The 19233-nt window shown below is 38.9% G+C and carries 17 protein-coding genes, 3 tRNA genes and 1 pseudogene; 15 read left to right on the plus strand and 6 right to left on the minus strand.

All coding sequences use genetic code 11. The features are described 5' to 3' along the window. Positions 1-17: 17 nt before the first annotated feature. Together A1D25_RS02445 and cspE are read left to right on the plus strand one after the other, a co-directional pair. Positions 18-242 (plus strand): annotated as a pseudogene (locus A1D25_RS02445) (glycerate kinase); the annotation flags it as partial. Positions 243-522: 280 nt separating this feature from the next. After that, positions 523-735: a transcription antiterminator/RNA stability regulator CspE gene (gene cspE / locus A1D25_RS02450; protein WP_157394123.1), complete on the plus strand. Its 213-nt coding sequence runs from the start codon at positions 523-525 to the stop codon at positions 733-735. A gap of 133 nt (positions 736-868) precedes the next feature. On the opposite strand, the gene A1D25_RS02455 is transcribed toward cspE, so the two are convergent. The 4 genes from A1D25_RS02455 to hemL all read right to left on the minus strand — a co-directional run bounded on the left by A1D25_RS02455 (position 869) and on the right by hemL (position 5027). After that, a complete protein-coding gene (locus A1D25_RS02455) occupies positions 869-1099 on the minus strand; it encodes a zinc ribbon domain-containing protein (RefSeq protein WP_157394124.1) in 231 nt (76 codons plus the stop codon). Between the two features lies 1 nt (position 1100). After that, entirely contained in the window at positions 1101-1856 is a 756-nt protein-coding gene (gene menH / locus A1D25_RS02460) for a 2-succinyl-6-hydroxy-2,4-cyclohexadiene-1-carboxylate synthase (RefSeq protein WP_157394125.1), read from the minus strand. Next, positions 1856-3562: a 2-succinyl-5-enolpyruvyl-6-hydroxy-3-cyclohexene-1-carboxylic-acid synthase gene (gene menD, locus A1D25_RS02465; protein ID WP_157394134.1), complete on the minus strand. Its 1707-nt coding sequence runs from the start codon at positions 3560-3562 to the stop codon at positions 1856-1858. Before menD ends, menH begins: the two co-directional genes overlap by 1 nt. A 181-nt stretch (positions 3563-3743) precedes the next feature. Continuing rightward, complete coding sequence (gene hemL / locus A1D25_RS02470) at positions 3744-5027, minus strand: glutamate-1-semialdehyde 2,1-aminomutase (protein ID WP_157394126.1); 1284 nt, start codon at positions 5025-5027, stop codon at positions 3744-3746. A 153-nt stretch (positions 5028-5180) separates the two neighbouring features. Here hemL and wecA point away from each other — a divergent pair, with 153 nt between their 5' ends. The 5 genes from wecA to rffC are packed head-to-tail and all read left to right on the plus strand — an operon-like array spanning position 5181 to position 10204. Then, the gene (gene wecA, locus A1D25_RS02475; protein ID WP_157394127.1) at positions 5181-6245 is read left to right on the plus strand and encodes a UDP-N-acetylglucosamine--undecaprenyl-phosphate N-acetylglucosaminephosphotransferase; all 1065 of its coding nucleotides are present in this window, start codon (positions 5181-5183) and stop codon (positions 6243-6245) included. A 24-nt stretch (positions 6246-6269) separates the two neighbouring features. Next, entirely contained in the window at positions 6270-7106 is an 837-nt protein-coding gene (locus A1D25_RS02480) for a hypothetical protein (protein WP_157394128.1), read from the plus strand. Beyond that, complete coding sequence (gene wecB, locus A1D25_RS02485; RefSeq protein WP_157394129.1) at positions 7106-8239, plus strand: non-hydrolyzing UDP-N-acetylglucosamine 2-epimerase; 1134 nt, start codon at positions 7106-7108, stop codon at positions 8237-8239. The genes A1D25_RS02480 and wecB overlap by 1 nt, the downstream gene beginning before the upstream one ends. A 4-nt stretch (positions 8240-8243) precedes the next feature. Beyond that, on the plus strand, positions 8244-9500 hold the full coding sequence (gene wecC, locus A1D25_RS02490; protein ID WP_205420571.1) for a UDP-N-acetyl-D-mannosamine dehydrogenase: 1257 nt from the start codon (positions 8244-8246) through the stop codon (positions 9498-9500). After that, positions 9497-10204: a dTDP-4-amino-4,6-dideoxy-D-galactose acyltransferase gene (rffC, locus tag A1D25_RS02495; protein ID WP_157394131.1), complete on the plus strand. Its 708-nt coding sequence runs from the start codon at positions 9497-9499 to the stop codon at positions 10202-10204. The genes wecC and rffC overlap by 4 nt, the downstream gene beginning before the upstream one ends. Before the next feature lie 63 nt (positions 10205-10267). Here rffC and A1D25_RS02500 read toward each other — a convergent pair whose 3' ends face one another. After that, entirely contained in the window at positions 10268-11674 is a 1407-nt protein-coding gene (locus A1D25_RS02500) for a surface lipoprotein assembly modifier (protein WP_476718491.1), read from the minus strand. Between the two features lie 79 nt (positions 11675-11753). After that, positions 11754-13853 carry a factor H binding protein domain-containing protein gene (locus tag A1D25_RS11040; protein ID WP_240327092.1) on the minus strand — a complete coding sequence of 700 codons (2100 nt, stop codon included), beginning with the start codon at positions 13851-13853 and terminating at the stop codon, positions 11754-11756. 180 nt (positions 13854-14033) lie between these two features. On the opposite strand from A1D25_RS11040, the gene A1D25_RS02510 reads away from it, so the two are divergent. The 8 genes from A1D25_RS02510 (at position 14034) to A1D25_RS02545 (ending at position 19195) form a co-directional block, all read left to right on the plus strand. Further along, positions 14034-14444: a helix-turn-helix domain-containing protein gene (locus A1D25_RS02510; RefSeq protein WP_157394132.1), complete on the plus strand. Its 411-nt coding sequence runs from the start codon at positions 14034-14036 to the stop codon at positions 14442-14444. Positions 14445-14508: 64 nt separating this feature from the next. Beyond that, complete coding sequence (rffA, locus tag A1D25_RS02515) at positions 14509-15651, plus strand: dTDP-4-amino-4,6-dideoxygalactose transaminase (protein WP_157394137.1); 1143 nt, start codon at positions 14509-14511, stop codon at positions 15649-15651. After that, entirely contained in the window at positions 15644-16747 is a 1104-nt protein-coding gene (locus tag A1D25_RS02520) for a TDP-N-acetylfucosamine:lipid II N-acetylfucosaminyltransferase family protein (protein WP_157394133.1), read from the plus strand. Before rffA ends, A1D25_RS02520 begins: the two co-directional genes overlap by 8 nt. Before the next feature lie 53 nt (positions 16748-16800). After that, complete coding sequence (gene wzyE, locus A1D25_RS02525; protein ID WP_157394138.1) at positions 16801-18072, plus strand: ECA oligosaccharide polymerase; 1272 nt, start codon at positions 16801-16803, stop codon at positions 18070-18072. Continuing rightward, positions 18062-18787, plus strand: coding sequence for a lipopolysaccharide N-acetylmannosaminouronosyltransferase (gene wecG / locus A1D25_RS02530; RefSeq protein WP_157394139.1), 726 nt, complete (start codon positions 18062-18064; stop codon positions 18785-18787). The genes wzyE and wecG overlap by 11 nt, the downstream gene beginning before the upstream one ends. Before the next feature lie 128 nt (positions 18788-18915). Continuing rightward, positions 18916-18992 (plus strand) — tRNA-Arg (locus A1D25_RS02535). Between the two features lie 26 nt (positions 18993-19018). Then, positions 19019-19094, plus strand: a tRNA-His gene (locus tag A1D25_RS02540). Between the two features lie 24 nt (positions 19095-19118). Then, positions 19119-19195: transfer RNA gene (locus tag A1D25_RS02545), tRNA-Pro, on the plus strand. The last annotated feature ends 38 nt before the right edge of the window (positions 19196-19233 follow it).

Genomic DNA, 19233 nt, shown 5'->3' on the forward strand with positions numbered 1-19233 from the left:
GTTTGTCATCAGTCTGAACACCCATTGGTGTTGCTAATGTTGCTAAGCAATATGCAAAACCTGTTATTGCAATAACGGGTTGTTTGAAAGAAGATTACTCTGTTGTTTATCAATGTGGTATTGATGCTGTCTTTCCTATAATTCGACAGTTGGATTCGCTAGATGCAACACTGAAAGCAGGGAGAGATAATTTAATTTCAACAGCAGAGAATGTGGCAAGGTTATTGAAATTATCTTTATGATCTATCCTATTGGAATATATGAGCAAGGAAGCTCTTACTATACTTATAAATCAATCACTTCTGTAGAAAGTGTTTGCTTTAAATAGTGTAGCGTGTTCTAATAATGCTCAAGCTAAAAAGCTGGTTATATAAGTTCGTTATTTATTGCACTTCCTGTACTACAAGTTTTAAATTTGTTCTTGAAAGTCTTTTAATATCTATCTCTATCTAAATTCAATTTCTTAGCGTCACCGCTTGTTTCAAGCACAAATTTAAATTTTTATACACAAAGGAAGACAAAATGTCTAAATTACAAGGCACAGTTAAATGGTTTAACTCAGATAAAGGTTTTGGTTTTATTACTCCAGCAGATAATGGTAAAGATTTATTCGTACACTTTTCTGGTATTGTTGGAACTAACTTTAGAACCTTAAATGAAGGCGATAAAGTAGAATATACCGTTCAAGATTCAGAACGTGGTCCATCAGCTATTGATGTGGTTGTGATTCGTTAATAATTAGATTTAAAATTTAATCTAAACTAAGAATATAGCTAAGCGGGCAGATTGGTAAAAAGTTTTATCAATCTGCCCGCTTGTTCATAGAGAATAATTATGCTTTAGATTCTATGCCACAGTATTCTATTACTTAGTTCTGTATCACCGTTGCAGTTACAATCACTGCAATAAAAATTGCTAACCAGATAAGATGGATTTTGACACTTTGGCGATTGATTTCTTGGTTTTCTAAGCGGCGTTGTTCAAGTTTTTGCTTATAAATTTCTAAATCTGCTTCTTTGAATGAGAAACCACAATGAATACAATGCTCCACACTATCACTAATTTTTTTATGACATTCAGGGCAACGACGTAAAGCCATATTATTTCCTTTCGATAAAAGCGAATAAATTTTTCACAAAGAGATCAGGGGATTGCTGATGTGCATTATGTCCTGCATTAGCAATCAGTTGATAAGGTAAATGGTGTCTCTCGACCATTTGCCGAAATTTTTGATCTCTTTCTCCAATAAAAAAGGTCAGTTCATTTCTCATTTGGCAATCAAAAAAAGGCTGTTTGGCAAGGCTAGTTGCTTCAAGCATTTGTGCAATTTTCTCTCCACAATTATCTTGCCTTTTTTGGATAAAATCAGCCCGCTTCTGAATATCTAAATCTGCAAAAACAGCTTGTTGATACCAATCTTCTAGCACATTGCGAAGTGGCTCGGTACGAAATCGTTTTGCCCAATATTGATCATTTTGCCAACGAGTCTGACGTTCCTGTTCACTTTGTAGCCCTATGTTAGTACCTTCTAACACCACCCCCAGCAGGTTAGCCTGCTCTTGATGATGTAGATAATCTAATGCAATACGTCCACCTAATGAGTAACCAACTAAGTAAAATGGCTCTTGGATAAGCGTATTTAATGTGGAATGAAGTTGCTGACGAACATCGCTGAAACTATGGCAATCAATATGTTGGCTCTGATTATGGCAAGGAAGATCAAGTGTAAGCGGTCGGATTTTTGGATTTTTTTGCAACAGGCAAATGACCTGTTGCCAATCTTGTTGAGAGCCGAGCAATCCGTGCAGGAAAACCACAGGAATGCCCGAATCACGATGCCACTGATACGCTAACATTAGTCGATAGAAGCTCGTGAGATTTGTTCAAGTAAGGCTTTATATAATGAGCTACCTTCTTGATCGTTCACTTTGATTTCGACAATCGTTACACCTTTGCGAGCATACGCTTGTTTGAGCTTGGTGGCGAGATCTGCCCAAGTGTAAGGACGTAGATATTCTAAACCGAACATTGTTGCAATTTGTGAGAATTCTAAATTATGCGATAAGCGGTAGTATTTCTCTTTTGCTTGAGCATCAACAGGTAGCATATCAAAAATTGCCCCACCGTTATTGTTAATCACAAATAATAGTGTTGGCTGTGTAATGTTGCGTAGCAATGCGATAGAGTTTAGATCGTGCAGGCAAGAAATATCGCCAATAACCCCAACGGTTGGTGCGTTGCTACCTTTCGCAATACCTGCAATGGTCGCAATTAAGCCATCAATGCCACTTGCTCCACGATTAGTGTAAACAGGATAGCCTTCAGGTAATTTACACAGTGCATCAACTAATCGCACAAATAAACTATTCCCTAAGAATAGGTTGCCATTTGGTGGCATTACTCGCTCAATATGATGTGCTAATGAGGCTTCATTTAAATTACCGCCCACTTGTTGCTCAATAAAACCAGCACAGAATTGCGACAATGCCAACGGCTCAAGTAACCAAGGTTTTTGGCGAAGCGGTGGGTGTACTCGTGTAAAATGATGAGCTTTTGCAACAAAACGAGTTTGCTGATGTGCATAAGGATTTAGATAGTCTTGGGAATTTTCAACTAACCAAAATTCGCCCTTGAATGCATTGAGAAATTGGTTTACTCGTTTACTTACAATTTGCGAGCCAAATTGGATCACAATATCGGCTTGTAATAAACGCTGTTCGACAGTTTTATTTGATAGCCAAATATCAGCAAATGGCAGACTTGCTTCAATACCTGATTGCACATCACTGATTAAACACCAGCCTAGCGTTTCTGCCCAAAGTTTCAAGCCCATTCCTTGCTCTAAAGGTAATTTACCTACGACAACTACACCACGTTTGGTTCGCCAATAATCCCAATTTTCGTGCATTAACACATCTTGTTGAGTTGCCTGTTGGTCGATCCATTTTGTTTGAGGTTGATTTAACCAACGTTGAATAGGTGCTAACCAAGGATCTTGCCCAATCGCATTTTCATCCGCATCATATAAAGGCTCTGCAAAAGGTGCATTGATATGCACAACGCCCCCTTTTTCTGCTTGTTGTGTACAAGCCTGTTCAACCGTTGCAATCAACCAATTTGGACTAAAATGAGAAGAAGGTTTTGGCAAATTCAAGCTTGCCACAGGATATTGCCCGAAAATATGTTGCTGTTGAATTGCTTGATTTACACCACAATCAATCAATTCAGGCGGACGATCCGCTGATAACACAATCAATTTATGATGTGTCAAAGATGCTTCAATCACAGCTGGGTAAAGGTTTGCCACAGCAGTACCAGAAGTTACAATAATCGCCACAGGTGCTTGAGTTGCTTTTGCCACCCCTAATGCAAAAAAGCCTAAACCACGCTCATCAAAATGAGTATGGCATTCTGCTGCATTTTGTTGCTGTAATCTTACCGCTTCAAGTGTCAGCGGAGTAGAGCGAGAGCCAGGTGCAATACAAAAATGTTTTACGCCATAACGCAGTAGTGCATTAAGCACCACTCTCGCCCAAGAGCGATTAAAAGTACTGGTGTTGATCGTCATTCTTCTTCTCTTTAATGATAAATAAGCGGTCAGATTGTAGCAAAATTTTGCAAGGTTATGTAGTGGCTCGTGAAAATGTAAGAATTATCTTTTTTAGCGGTAGGAAATTGTTATTTGGAATAAAAAGACGAGGAGATTTTGCAAAAAACGCTCAAAATCTCCCCGCTTATTGTCGTTATTTCATCTCTGCAAAGGCTTGATCTGCCATTGCTAATGTGTGGGCGATGTCTTCATCACTGTGAGCAAGCGACATAAAGCCAGCTTCAAATGCACTTGGTGCGAGATAAACGCCTTTTTCTAACATTTTGTGGAAAAAGGTGTTGAATGCATTAACATCGCATTTCATTACATCTTGATAGCTTTCGATAGTTTGCTGTTCCGTAAAGAATAAACCGAACATTCCGCCAACATATTGCACTGTCAGTGGAATATTGTGCTTATCTGCAAGCGTTTTGAAACCTTCCGCAAGTGTTTTGGTTTTTTCGGCTAATTTGGCTTCATTATCTGCTTTTGATAGCTCGGTTAAACAGGCTAAACCTGCTGACATTGCTATCGGGTTGCCTGAAAGCGTTCCTGCTTGGTACACAGGGCCTGTTGGGGCAATGTATTCCATAATTTCTTTCTTGCCACCAAATGCACCGACAGGCATACCGCCACCGATAATTTTACCTAAAGTCGTTAAGTCTGGCGTTACGCCATAGTGTGCTTGAGCACCACCTAGTGCCACACGAAAACCTGTCATTACTTCATCAATAATAAAGACAGTACCGTATTCAGTGCATAGCTCACGCAAACCTTGTAAAAAACCATCTTTTGGTGGAATACAGTTCATATTACCAGCCACAGGCTCAATAATTAAACAGGCTATCTCATTTGGGTATTGTTCAAAGGCTTGTTTGACGGAGTTTAAATTGTTGTATTCGCAAGTAATGGTATGTTTAGCAAAATCTTCGGGAACACCGGGGGAGCTTGGCTGACCGAGTGTTAATGCACCAGAGCCAGCTTTTACTAGTAGAGAGTCAGAATGACCGTGATAACAGCCTTCAAATTTAATAATTTTATCGCGTTTGGTATAACCACGAGCAAGGCGGATTGCAGACATTGTGGCTTCTGTACCAGAGCTAACCATTCTAACCATTTCAATAGATGGAACAAGTTTGCAAACTAACTCAGCTAGTTCAATTTCGATAGCTGTTGGTGCACCGAAACTTAGCCCATTTGGTACAGCTTCAAGTACCGCATTGATGATTGCTGGGTGATTGTGCCCTAGCACCATTGGGCCCCAAGACCCCACATAGTCAATATAACGTTTACCTTCGCTATCGGTAATGTAAGCACCTTGTGCTTTTTCGATAAAAACAGGTGTGCCACCCACGCCTTTAAAGGCTCGAACAGGCGAATTTACACCACCAGGGATTACTTTTTGTGCTTTTTCAAAGAGAGAAAGAGATGAGGTCATTCGGGTTTCCTTTGTTATCGACTAAATATAGGCAACATTGTACTGTAAAATTTCACGAAATAAGCGACTATTGAATGAAAAAAATTGAGAGTTTTAGCGATTATGCTATGCTGACGAGCAGTTTTATCAATAACTCTTAAGGTAAATTCGTCTATGTGGCAGACGTTTCTTGCAGTATTTTGCGTATCTTTCTTAGCGTTGATTGTAATGCGACCTGTGGCAGAGAAAATAGGCTTGGTGGATAAACCAAACTTTCGTAAACGCCACCAAGGTGTTATCCCGTTAATTGGGGGGATCGCTTTATTTCTTGGGAATTTAACATTCTATTTATTGGAATGGCAACAGATGAAATTCCCAGAGCTTTATTTAACAGCGGTAACTATTTTGCTGATTATCGGTGTACTAGATGACCGCTTTGATATTAGCCCCTTTTTACGAGCAGGTATTCAAGCCTGTTTAGCAGGGGCAATGATTTATAGTGGATTATCCATTGCCAGTCTTGGACAGCTGATTGCCCCTTTTAGCTTAGAGCTTGGTGCTGTTGGGGTGGTATTAACGGTATTTATCACTATTGCGATTATCAATGCGTTTAATATGATTGATGGTATTGATGGGCTGTTAGCGGGGCTTTCTTCGGTAAGTTTTGCAGGTATCGGTATTTTAATGTGGCTTGATGAGCAATACACTTTAGCTTATTGGTGCTTCGGCTTATTGTTAGTCCTTCTGCCTTATGCGATGTTTAATTTGAGTGTTTTTGGGGCGAAATGGAAGGTCTTTATGGGCGACTCGGGGAGTACTTTAATTGGTTTTACAATGATTTGGATTTTGCTCTTGAGTACACAAGGGCAAGGACACGCCATTAGCCCCATTACAGGTTTATGGTTAATTGCTGTGCCGTTAATTGATATGGTGGCGATTATTTTCCGCCGTTTGCGAAAAGGTAAAAGCCCATTCCGTCCAGACCGCTTACATATTCACCATTTAATGATGCGAGCAGGATTAACATCTCGTCAAGCCTTAGCGGTAATTGCATTCGGTGCAGCCCTTTGTACAACCTTTGGCGTATTAGGTGAAATTTACTACTGGAACCAGTGGGTTATGTTTATCTGCTTTATTGCCTTATTTTTCTTATATTCTTACTCTATCGTACACGCGTGGCGAATTACCCGTTTTGTTCGCCGTCACAAACGCCGATTACGCAGAAAACAGAGTAGCTAAAATTTATATCGGAGCAAAAACAAAATGGAACTCGAATTAGAAACAAAAAAACAGCCCACCCGATTTAATCGACTGGGGCTATTTTCCCAAAGTTTATTTATCTTCATTTTACTGACGTTAATTGGGAGTGCTATTGGTTGGAAGTCGTCTGAATTTCAATCTGAGCAATGGCAGGCAGAAGTTAAATTAGAAGAACCTGTTGTGCAAGATTTGGGGAATTATTATGCTCTCGCAACCACCTATGATTTTTTACAAGGCAAGAGTGAGAGACACTTAACAAACAATGTCTATCAAGAATTTTTGCTTAACTTATCTTCTCAAGATGTATTAACAGCTTTTTTAGCACAGCACGAGATTGTTAAAAAATACGCCTCTGATCATAAACAGCTTGTTGAAGCAGTATTGCCACATTTTATTGAAGGATTTGCATCTGTCTTGCCAAAATATAATGATAGCAGTAACGCTACTTTTACTTGGCAAAATGCAGAGCAAGCTAAGGTTTTACTAAATGATTACATTCAATTTGCAGGTGTAAAAGCACGAGAAAGCTTAAATGGCGAGTTGATTACCAAATGGAAAGTTTTATTTCAGCAGGTAAAATTTTCAGCAGAAAATCAACTTGGCGCAGTATTACAAGGCGAGCAAATTGCTCAACAAGATTGGAATGGAAAATTAAGTCTAATGCGAGCTGTTCAGCCGTTAGATGATAAACTTGTCCCTTACCGAATTACCCAAAGTGTAACGGTTAAAAAGGCTCAAGCACAAAACCAAATATATTGGGGATTGTGTGGTGGTGTGATTGGCTTGTTGTTAGCTCTATTGTTTATCGGTTTTTCTCGTGTAGGACGCCAGTCTGCATAATGTTAAAACGTCATATTTTGGTTGTAATTGGCACACGACCAGAAGCCATTAAAATGGCACCGCTTGTTAAATTATTACAGCAAGACGGTGCTTTTTTCACGCAGGTTTGTGTTACAGGACAACACCGTCAGATGCTTGACTCTGTCTTGCGTTTATTTGACATAGTGCCTGATTTCGACCTTGATATTATGAAATCAGGGCAAGACCTAACTGACACTACCGTTGAAATTCTTACCGCACTAAAAGCCATTTTTAGCCAAGTTAAGCCCGATTTGGTGCTTGTTCACGGCGATACAACCACTACCTTTGCGACATCATTAGCCTGCTATTATCAGCAAATTCCAGTAGGGCATATTGAAGCAGGCTTACGCACGAACAATCTTTTTTCTCCTTATCCTGAAGAAGCGAACCGAGCTTTAACCAGCGTTCTTGCTCAATATCACTTTGCCCCAACGGAAACCGCAAAGCAAAATTTATGTCGAGAAGGTAAAAATACCGAGCATATTTGGGTAACAGGTAATACGGTGATTGATGCCCTTTTTCTAGCATTGCAAAAAATTCACCAAAACCCACCGCTTGTACAGCAACTTGCACAACAATATTGCTTTTTAGATGAGCAGAAAAAACTCATTCTAGTTACAGGGCATCGCCGAGAAAGTTTTGGGCAAGGTTTTGAACAAATTTGCAACGCATTAGCGGAGATTGCACGCCAACATTCCGATGTACAAATTGTTTACCCTGTTCATTTAAACCCAAATGTGAATGAGCCTGTAAAGCAACGACTAGCGGATATTCCTAATCTCTTTTTGCTCGAACCGCAAGATTACCTTTCATTTATCTATTTAATGGAAAAAGCCTATTTAGTACTAACGGATTCTGGTGGTATTCAAGAAGAAGCCCCAGCATTAAATAAACCCGTGTTGGTAATGCGAGAAATGACAGAACGCCCTGAGGCGATTGAAGCAGGCACAGCAAAATTAGTCGGTACAAATTCGGCTCAAATTATTGAGGCGGTTCATCAGCTACTGACAAATAAAGATGCTTATAATGCAATGAGCCAAGCGGATAATCCTTATGGCGATGGAAAGGCTTGTGAGCGAATTGTACAAATTTTGAAAGAATTGAATGAGTAACACAATGGGAAATATTGAAACAGTAGCGGTCATTGGGCTTGGTTATATTGGCTTGCCGACTGCAGTCGCTTTTGCTTTAGCGGGTAAAAAGGTGATTGGGGTCGATGTAAACTCTGAGATTGTGAACGCCGTCAATCAAGCTATGCCACATATTCAAGAACCACAATTAGCCGAAAGTTTGTCGCAAGCGGTCAGTTCTGGGCAATTTTTTGCAACAGAACAAATTCCGCCAGCAGATGCTTTCATTATTGCAGTGCCTACACCTTTTAAAGCCGAATATCAGCCTGATTTGAGCTATATTCAACAAGCTGTGCAAAGTATTGCCCCTGTTTTAGTTAAGGGGAATTTAGTTATTTTAGAATCCACATCGCCTGTCGGGACTACGGAACAAATAGCACAGTGGTTGAAAACCGCACGCCCAGATTTAGCCTTTCCAACGGACAGACAAGAACAGCCTGATATTGCGATTGCATATTGCCCAGAACGAGTGCTTCCTAGCCGAATTATGCAAGAACTGATTGAAAATGATCGCATTATTGGTGGGCTAGATGCTTATTCTGCCAAACAAGCGGTGGCTTTATATCAATCTTTTGCAAAAGGGGAATGTATTGCAACAGACGCACGAACTGCCGAAATGTGCAAATTAACCGAAAATAGTTTTCGTGATGTAAACATTGCCTTTGCCAATGAGCTATCAATGATTTGTGATGAGCTTGATATTAACCTGTGGGAGCTTACCCGTTTGGCAAATCGCCATCCACGAGTGAATATCTTACAAGCAGGGGCAGGTGTTGGGGGACATTGTATTGCGGTCGATCCTTGGTTTATCGTGGCACAAGCTCCAACGCAAGCAAGGTTGATCCGAATGGCTCGCCTTGTTAATGAGCAGAAACCGAATTGGGTCATTGAAAAAGTGAAAGCCACAGTAGCGGAGTGTGCAACAGCAAAAAATTGCAAGCCTAGTGAACTTACCATTGCTTGCTTTGGCTTAGCATTTAAAGCCGATGTAGATGATCTGAGACAAAGCCCTGCACTAAACATTACTCAAACGCTTGCGGATTGGCATCGTGGAAAAGTTTTGGTGGTTGAACCGCATATTCAGGTTTTGCCAGAAAATCTTCAAAATAAAGCCGAGTTAGTTGATCACACAATCGCATTACAGCAAGCGGATATTGTGGTTTTACTCGTAGATCATCAACCTTTTAAAACGCTTAAACCTACACAGCCTTGGATTGTGGATTGTAAAGGAATTTGGCAATGAGAATAGAACGAAATCAATGGGAAAGTGATTTTTTCGGGCGTGAAATTTACCAAATTTATTTTGATGAGTTTATTCCCATAGCAGATATAAACATTCCCCATTTTCATCAAGCAATGAGCGAGAATATTTTATACCAAGCTAACATTCCGAGTGGCGATCTCGCTAAAATAGATTTTCTACAAGCACAAGGTTTCCGCTTTGTACAAGGGGAGATGATCTTTCAATTAGATCTTGCAAAATATACGAAAGATCTCACCGCTTACCCCAATTGCCGATTGGCAACAGCACAAGATCTGCCAGCATTGAAATCGCTAGTGGCAACCGCTTTCCCAAATAGCCGATTTCGTCCCCCATACTTTACTCAAGCGGAAAATCAACGTTTTTACCAGCAGTGGATCGAAAATGCAGTGAAAGGGGCGTTTGACGATCTCTGCTTGATTACCGAGCAAAACGGTGAATTACAAGGGGTTGTTAGCCTTCGATATAATGGTGAACAAGCTAAAATTGGTTTACTTGCGGTTTCTCCTAAACATCAGCAACAAGGCGTTGGCAAGCGGTTACTTCATTCAGCTATTTTGCAAGCAAAAGCCCAAAATGCCACGCTGCTTGAAATTACAACACAATTAAATAACCCCCAAGCGATAGGACTATATCAAACGCTGGGGGCGAAAATTGTGGCGGTTAATTGTTGGTTTTATTGTTAGGCGATAAAGCATTTTCTAACAAGGAAAACTCTGTTTTTTATAAAAAATATAAAAAACAACTGCTTACCAATTCTTTTCTATCGTCATAAACCATTCACTGCTTGAACGGCTATAAAAAGCGGAAATATTACTGTCAATTTTTCGATAACGATAATTTAATTTTGGCACAAAGCCACGCCATTGAATTCGGTTATGCCACAGACTAGCATTTACGCTGTATTCATTATCAAGTCGTTTTTTCGGGAAATAGAAGTTATCTGCTAAGAAATTACGTTTTACATAACGCAAACTGACTCGGCTCGCAACATCGCCATAACGCACTAATGAACCAAGATTAATCCCCTTACGGATAGAGGATTCCGCCTTATCTTTAGTGCGATCTTTGCTGAGTTCGATCCCGCCAAACATTACCCAATTCGGATTGACGGTATAGCTTAATGAAGTGGATAACCCATTGATATAGCCGTTATAACGCTGTGCAATATTTTCATCGGCATAACGTTTTTGTGTGTGATTCAAATTAGTGGAAAACGTCCATTGGCGGTTAAGCTGACGGCGGAACTCAACATTTGCCCCGAAGTTTTGGCTATAACGTGGCGAAGCCAACCAATTTTGTTCAAAAAACGGCAAAACACCCCAAGATTGCAATGCAGAATGTTTCCGATAACCGAATGAACCGTATAACGATTTCTCGCTGTAATCCTGATTATCCCAATAATGCACACCGCTAAATCGACCTTCAAATGCCACAAAATGATTACCGATCAGGTTGATTTCTCTACTTGCCCCCAAACCGTAACGGAAACCGTGTGCTTTTTGTGGCAAGGAATCGGCATTTTTAACAAAACGCAATCCAGATATTTCCACTTCTCGTTCACTCGAAGCATTATTGACATTATCGGTTTGTGTATATTGTAATTCTGCATCGGGTTGCCAGCTTTGGCGTTCTTTCATTGCTTGTAGATAACGCTCGACTAACGGTTGCACTTGTGGATCAAGGGCGTTTTTTGCTTGGTTTAACTGCTGTTTCGCTTCACGATATTGTTTATTTTCAAACAACATTACACCCAAATCAAAACGTGGATAAGCTAACTGTGGTTGAGCTTGTAAAATTTGTTGGTAAAGCTCAATCGCCCCGTCATAATCTTGCTCTGCTCGTAACATCGCTCCTTTCGCATAACGATATAAAATCGGATCAAAACTTGCCTGTTTAACATAGTTTTCCAATGCTGGTTTTAAGGCTTGCCACTGTTTAGTAACCAATAGAGTGGTGATAGTTTGATCCAAATTCGCTTGTTCGATTGGTGTAAATATTGGAGTATAAGCGGTTAAATTCGGTGAATTTTTTGCAAATTCTGTTGGTTTAAAATGATCAGATTTTTCTTCAAAAAATAACGGTTTAGGCGTAGAAATAGTTTCTGCTAAAAGTGTTGTAGGAAGAATAAGAAAAATAAAAGGTATTGATTTCATTAGATTTTATTGGAAATATTTTTTATTAGTGTGGGGACGCATAGTGTGTGTCCCCACCATCAAATTGAATAGCTAAAAACTATTTTTGGATTTCGCCACGAGTACCGCCGAAGCCAATATCAAATTCCTGATGATTACTATAGCCATTTTGGTTATCTTTTGGGAGCATCCGATCTCTAATAAATGTAGTTGGTGACGAATAATACATCTCATACGTACTCCATCCACCATTTAGTGACTGTTGTAGTCTTGCACGACCTGCGATTTCTTCCGCATTTTTACCGTAAAACCCTAACTGATAATGCCCACTAATATCTCCAATATTTTTCCATTCATTAGCGTTAATACTACCTCTTGCAATATCTCCAATAGTTTTCCATTCATCGGCGATAATACTACCTCTTGCTCGCATATTACCAGTTGAAGCTGATTTATAAATTTCACCTTGGGTAAGAGTTAAACGACCTATATGTTCCAATCCTTCGATATTGCCTTCCCCCGTTCTATTGGCAAAATCGACATTATAAGTAAGTGTGCCTTGCCCTTTTGAATCAAACGCTACACCTGTATAAGTTGCTTTTCCTTCAGTTGGGAATTGAAGCTCTTTTGTTGCTAAACCTTTATCATCCTGAACAGTATAAGTTTCGGCTGTTTTGCTTACAACGGGTTCATACCAAACATTTGTTCCGTCATAGTTATATTGCAGATTTTCACTTTCTTTAGAATAGTATTTCCCTGTTACAACAGAATATTTTTGGTTATAAATATCGTGATGCTGGTTAGTCGTTGTAAATCGTCCCGTTTCTTTATCATTTTCAACAATAGGCTCTTTTATTGAACTTGTATTTTGATTGCGATTAAATCCTGTGGGAGTCTCGCTAGGTAATTCTTTCAATCTGTTAACGAGACTGATTTCAGCTTCATCTAGTGTGTTATATAAGTTTTCTCTCAAAAAATTCTCTAGATCCCAACTTGATAAATAGTCTTTAGAAAGTGTTTCTAAATTTTGTTTATGAGTAACTAATTGATCTAATTTGTTCTTAAATTCATCTAAAGTTAGATCTTTATTTTGTTCGACAAAATCAGTCGTATTAAGATTATAATAAAAATGTTGCTGAGAATATGTATTTGCTAGCTGATACATTTTTTCTTGTTTTTGACTAGCTTCCTTTTCAGTTGCTAATTTGGCTAACTCAGCTAATGCTTTTTCTTTGCTATTATCCGCATTACTGTAAGCAAAATTACCTGCTTCCCAATCTTCTAACCCTTTATCTTTGGCTAATTGTTTTAATTCTTTAATAAAGTTATTACGTTCAACTAACTTATCTAACTCAGCTAATGCAACCTCTTTCCCTTGAGCAACATTGCTATAAGCAAAATTATTGGCTTCCCACTCTTGTAAACCTTTGCTTTGAGCCAATTGTTTTAATTCGGTAATTAAAGCTTCACGAGCATTTTGTTTATCTTCTGCTTCTTTTTGTAATAAATCAGCTAAATCATCATAACTTTTATCTCTATTCGCTTTTTCAAATGCTTTTGCATCTTGATCTGAATAACCAAAATTTCTTGCTAAAGTTCTGACTTTCGATATTTTTGAAGCTAGTATTATTTCATCGGTAACTTCTTGCTTAGTTTTGCCAACAAGATCCGTTGCCAACTCATCAGCCCAGCCATTACCTAAACCAGCACTGATTGCTAGTTTATAAATTTGTTCTTTGGTAAGCGGTGTATTTAACGCTAACAAAGCAGCTTCTGCCTTTAATTTTGCTTCTTGTTCCGCTTGTATTGCTTTTTCTTTTTGCACTAAAACTTCATTTGCTTTAGCTAATTCTTGAGTAAGGTTGGTAAGATTATTTTGTGTCGTTGCAAGCGTTTTCTTGATCTCATCAACGGTTTTAGTAGAAGCTGAATTAGCCTGCTTTAATTGAGTAGTGATAGCGTCAAGATTACTTTTTGTTGCTGTTAGTTCTTTCTGTAAGTTTGCTTTTTCTTTATTAGACAACAATGATAAATTTTTTAATTTTTCTTCCGCTTGTTGTGCTGCTTGTTGTGCATTAGCTAACTGTTGTTTTAATTGTTCAATTTCCGTTTGTTTTATTTGTGGTTGGGTATGTACTTGCGTATCAGTTTTGGGTTTAGCATTATTAGAACCGCCTCCGCTACTTCCACAAGCTGTCAAACTCAGTAAAATTGCAGTTGCAATAGAAATACGTTTAATAGACATAGATAGACCTCATAAAATAATATGGTTAAAATTAAAACCGTTTTAATTTATACTACACTTATAAAATAGACCATAGACTATTGATTACAGTCTATTACCTTGTTAAGCAAGGTAACCTACCTTAAAAGGGCAATTATGAAAATTAATGAGAAAATCCGTCATTTGCGAGAAACACATCAACTTTCCCAAGAAGTGATGGCAGATAAATTGGGTATGTCGGTAACTGGTTACGCCAAAATTGAGCGAGGCGAAGTGCGTTCAAATTTGCCTCGTTTAGAACAAATTTCCGAAGTGTTTGATATGGATATTTGTGAATTATTGTCTTATGGCGAAGAGGGACAAATTTATTTTCATAATACAGACAATGATTACAGCAATTCTAACAATTTTTTAACGGTAGGTCATAACCAAAGTAGCCAAGAGACCGAGCGTTTAAAACAGCTATTAGTCCATAAAGAAGAACTAATGGCACAAAAAGATAAGCTAATCGAAAGCCTTGAGCGTGAACTTTCATTGCTCAGAAAGCTGACAACTAACCAAAATTAGAAGAACTATCTAAAATATTATGAATAGAATAGGTTCTTACTTAGTCATATAAAAGGAATATCCGATTATCCCCTTCAACAAACCGCCCGTTGTTGGCACAGAAATTGAATATCTTCAGCAGGCTATCGCAAGTGGTAGGCTCTCGGGAGATGGACGTTTTACCCGTTTATGTGAGCAATGGCTTGAGCAGCGTTTTCAAGCAGAGCGTGTATTGCTTACGCCGTCTTGCACCGATGCCCTTGAGCTGTCAGCACTGTTATTGAATATTCAGCCTGACGATGAAGTCATTATGCCAAGTTATACCTTTGTTTCTACGGCAAATGCGTTTGCACTCAGGGGGGCAAAGATTGTCTTTGTGGATATCCGCCCTGATACAATGAATATTGATGAAAGCAAAATTGAGCAAGCGATTACAGCAAAAACGAAAGCGATTGTTGTGGTACATTATGCTGGCGTGGCGTGTGAAATGCAGCGAATTATGTCGATAGCAGAAAAACATCAGTTGTGGGTGGTGGAAGATGCAGCACAAGGCGTGATGGCGAGTTATCAAAATAAACCATTAGGCACAATTGGGCATATCGGCTGTTATAGTTTTCACGAAACCAAAAATTATACAGCAGGTGGCGAAGGTGGTGCGATTGTTATCAACGATGAGAAACTAGTTGAACGTGCCGAGATTATTCGAGAAAAAGGCACAAATCGTAAGCAATTTTTTCAAAAGCAAGTGGATAAATATACTTGGCGAGAACTTGGCTCAAGTTTTTTAATGTCTGAATTACAAGCGGCTTATTTATATGCACAATTATTGTCGGCAGATCAAATCAACCAACGCCGTTTAGCATTGTGGCAACGTTATTACACTGCATTGGCATCATTGGCGGAACAAGGATTGGTAAAATTACCCCATATTCCGACCGCTTGTCAGCCAAATGGTCATCTCTTTTATCTCAAATTGGCAGATAAGCAACAACGTTCAGCTTTGATTGAATATTTGAACAAAAAGGGGATATTAGCAGTCTTTCATTATGTGCCTTTACATTCAAGCCCAGCAGGGCAACATTGGGGTACTTTTGTTGGCGAAGATTGTTATACCACGCAAGAGAGCGAAAAACTCCTTCGATTACCACTCTTTTTTAACTTAACCGATAATGAAATTACTCAAGTGATTGATGCGGTGTTAGATTTTTTTATGAACCCAAATGAGTAACCTATTGCATATTTTAGGGGCGGATATCCCCCATCATAACCACAGTTTATTACGCTTTTTCAACGATGATTTATGGCTAAAATTAGCCGAAAAGAGTGAGCAAAACCAAACGCACTCTTTTTATGTGGTAAGCCAAGAAGATCTTACGACTCAATATCCCAATTTGCCGATTAATGTTTTCCCAAACAAAAAAGCATTAACCCAAGCAGTATTGGCATTTGTGAAATCGCAAGCAGATGCTTATTTTCTATTACACGGGCAATTTAACTGGGGAATATGGTTTGCAATTTTATGGGGGAAACTCCCCGCTTATCGTTGCATTTGGCACGTTTGGGGAGCGGATTTATATCAACAATCAACGGATTGGCGGTTTAAATTGCTTTATCCCTTACGCCGCCTAGCACAGCAAAAAATCGGGCGAATTTGGGCGACAAAGGGGGATTTAGATTATGCTCATCGGCAACTTAACCGTAGCTCAGAACAAGATCGCTTAGTCTATTTCCCAACTAAAATGCCCCAAGTGGTGCCATCATCAACAGAGAATAAAACAGAACAGCCATTGACGATTTTAGTCGGAAATTCGGGCGATCGTGCTAATCAGCATTGCCTTGCACTACAATATATTCAGCAAACATTTGGTGCAAAGGTACAAATTATTTTACCGATGGGGTATCCTGCCAACAATTACGCCTATATTGAACAGGTGCGACAACAGGCTTTAGCGTTATTCCCTGAAAAAAACATTACGCTTTTAACTGAAAAATTGGACTATCACGCTTATTTGGATTGGTTGAAAGATTGCGATATGGGCTGTTTCTTATTTGAACGGCAACAAGGGATAGGCACAATTTGCCTATTAACCGCAATGAACATTCCTGTGTTATTGCACCCTAATAATCCATTTAAATTAGATATGCAACAAGAGAATGTTCCTTTTATGGAAATGGGGCAATGTTCAGCAGAGCAAATCAAGGAAGTGGCAGAGCAGTTGGTAGCTTGTGATAAACAGCAAATTGCTTTTTTTCCACCAAATTATCAGCATTATTGGTTAGAAAATTTGCAAGAAATTGCTCGTCTTAGCCATTATAAGCGGTAAGATTATGCTTATTTTTTGCAAATATCGCTAAGTTGGCAGAAATGACGGAATATATGTTATTAACGGTTTTTTATGTGGTTGCCATAAGTGGTATATTCACTGTTATTTATCGGAGCTATGTGCAGCAAGGCTTTTCGTTTCATTTTCTTTTTAGTTTAATCTATGTTGTTACGTTTTTTGCAGGCTACCCGATTTCATTATTACTTAAAGTCTATTTTAATGCCGATATTGCACCGCCTGAACAATTGTTTATGGCGTTGCTTTGGGCGAGTTTGGGATATGGGATTTACTGGGGAAGTTACTACTACTTCTTTAATAAGCAAAGTGTAAAAGTAAAACATTCGGTTAAGGTTTCTATATTTGCAAAAAAACACGCTAATCTTACCGCTTATTTGTTGGCAATGGTTGCTGTGATAAGCCTTGGTTATTTTATTTATTTGAACGGGTTGCTGTTATTTCGTTTGGAAAAGTATAGCCAAATATTTTCATCATTAGTAAGTGGCGTAGCACTCAAACGCTTTTTCTATTTTTTATTGCCTGCCTTGCTGATTTTCTATTTTTTGAAACCAAATAAAACGCGTTGGTGGTTGTTATTATTTTGTGGCGTGAGTTTCGGTCTGCTCACTTATTTTGCCGTAGGCGGTACTCGAGCTAATATCGCCTTAGCTGTAATGCTATTTATATTGGTTGGCTTGTATCAAGGCTACCTTAGATTATCTTCTCTATTTTTTACTGCCATCGGTGGTGTTGTAGTAATGTTTTTTCTGGCGTTAATGCGTTATGGCTTAGATGTGAATGGTAAAGAAGCGTGGTTTACTTTTCTCTATTTAACGCGTGATACTTTTTCGCCTTGGGAAAATTGGGCTCGAATATTATCCAGTGAGGTTGAATATCAAGGCTTGATGCCAATTATTCGGGATTTTTATGTCTATATTCCCCAACGTTTATGGCAAGATCGCCCTGATATTGTGTGGAATAGTGCTAATTACTTCACCAAAGTGATATTGGGAAATCAATCAGGACTTGCAATTTCCCCTACGTTACTCGGCTCATTTTATATTATGGGGGGATACCCACTGATTATTATTGGTATGGTTGGCGTTGGGGGCATAATTAAATTATTTGATAGGTTATTTCAAACATTTCCATCTGCACTTATTCAAGCCTACTGCTTGGGGAGTATCTTTAATTTAATTGTGCTAGTGCGTGAAGGATTTGATGCTTTTGTTTCACGATTTTGTTTTTTTAGTTTTGTTTTTGGCATAGTTAGTGGGGTAGCTTATCTTTTCCTAAAAATTTTTGTAAGGAATAAATATAGTGGATAAAGTAAATATTCGGGGTATTGAAATTTTAGCTGTACCAACACAAACGGCATTGGTGGAGTACCTATTCTCAGAAAATGAGATAAAAGCAGGGCGTTTGGTGGCGATAAATGCTGAAAAAATAGTATTAAGTGAAGAAGATAGACAATTACGTCAGTTAATTCAAGCCTCTGAATATAATTATGCTGATGGGATTAGCATAGTGAAATCTATCCATAAAAAATATCCGCAATATCGACATATTGAACGAATTGCAGGGGCTGATTTGTGGTTGGCACTAATGCGAAAGTCTGCTGAAATGGCTGTACCTGTTTTTTTAATTGGCAGTGAAGCGGTAACTTTATCTAAAACTTCTGTAAAATTGGCGGCGATGGGCGTAAATATTGTTGGGCAGCAAGATGGCTATTTTTCATCTGTTCAGGAAAACGAGTTGATTGAGCGTGTTCAGCGAAGTGGTGCAAAGTTTATTACTGTGGCATTAGGTTCTCCTAAACAGGAGCTATTGATACAGAAAATGCAAGGTTGTTATTCAGATGCTCTGTATATGGGGGTTGGTGGAAGTTATGATGTCTTTATTGGTAAAGTAAAACGAGCACCTCTTATTTGGCAAAAAATGGGGTTGGAGTGGCTATATCGGCTATTACATCAACCAACTCGTTGGAAAAGGCAAATAAGATTACTTAAATATGCTTATTATTATGTGGCAAATAAGCTATAAAATCATCAATTCTGATAATTAGTAAACATTTTGAATAAATTAAAAGCACATAAAAAATATTTTTAAAAAAAGTGCTAGACAAGAAAGTCTGAAATCTCTAATATACGCCTCCGTTGCGACGCACTAACGCGTTCGTAGCTCAGTTGGATAGAGCGTTGGCCTCCGGAGCCAAAGGTCGCAAGTTCGAATCTTGTCGAGCGCGCCAGAGCAAATGCAATATTCAAAACGACGGTGGCTATAGCTCAGTTGGTAGAGCCCTGGATTGTGATTCCAGTTGTCGTGGGTTCGAATCCCATTAGCCACCCCATTTAATATACGAAAGTATAATTGACGGCGAGTAGCGCAGCTTGGTAGCGCAACTGGTTTGGGACCAGTGGGTCGTAGGTTCAAATCCTATCTCGCCGACCACTTTATTTGTTCTTTAAAAATATATCAGACAATCTGTG

Origin of the sequence: Ursidibacter arcticus (assembly GCF_009761375.1) — a bacterium.
Lineage (GTDB): Bacteria > Pseudomonadota > Gammaproteobacteria > Enterobacterales > Pasteurellaceae > Ursidibacter > Ursidibacter arcticus.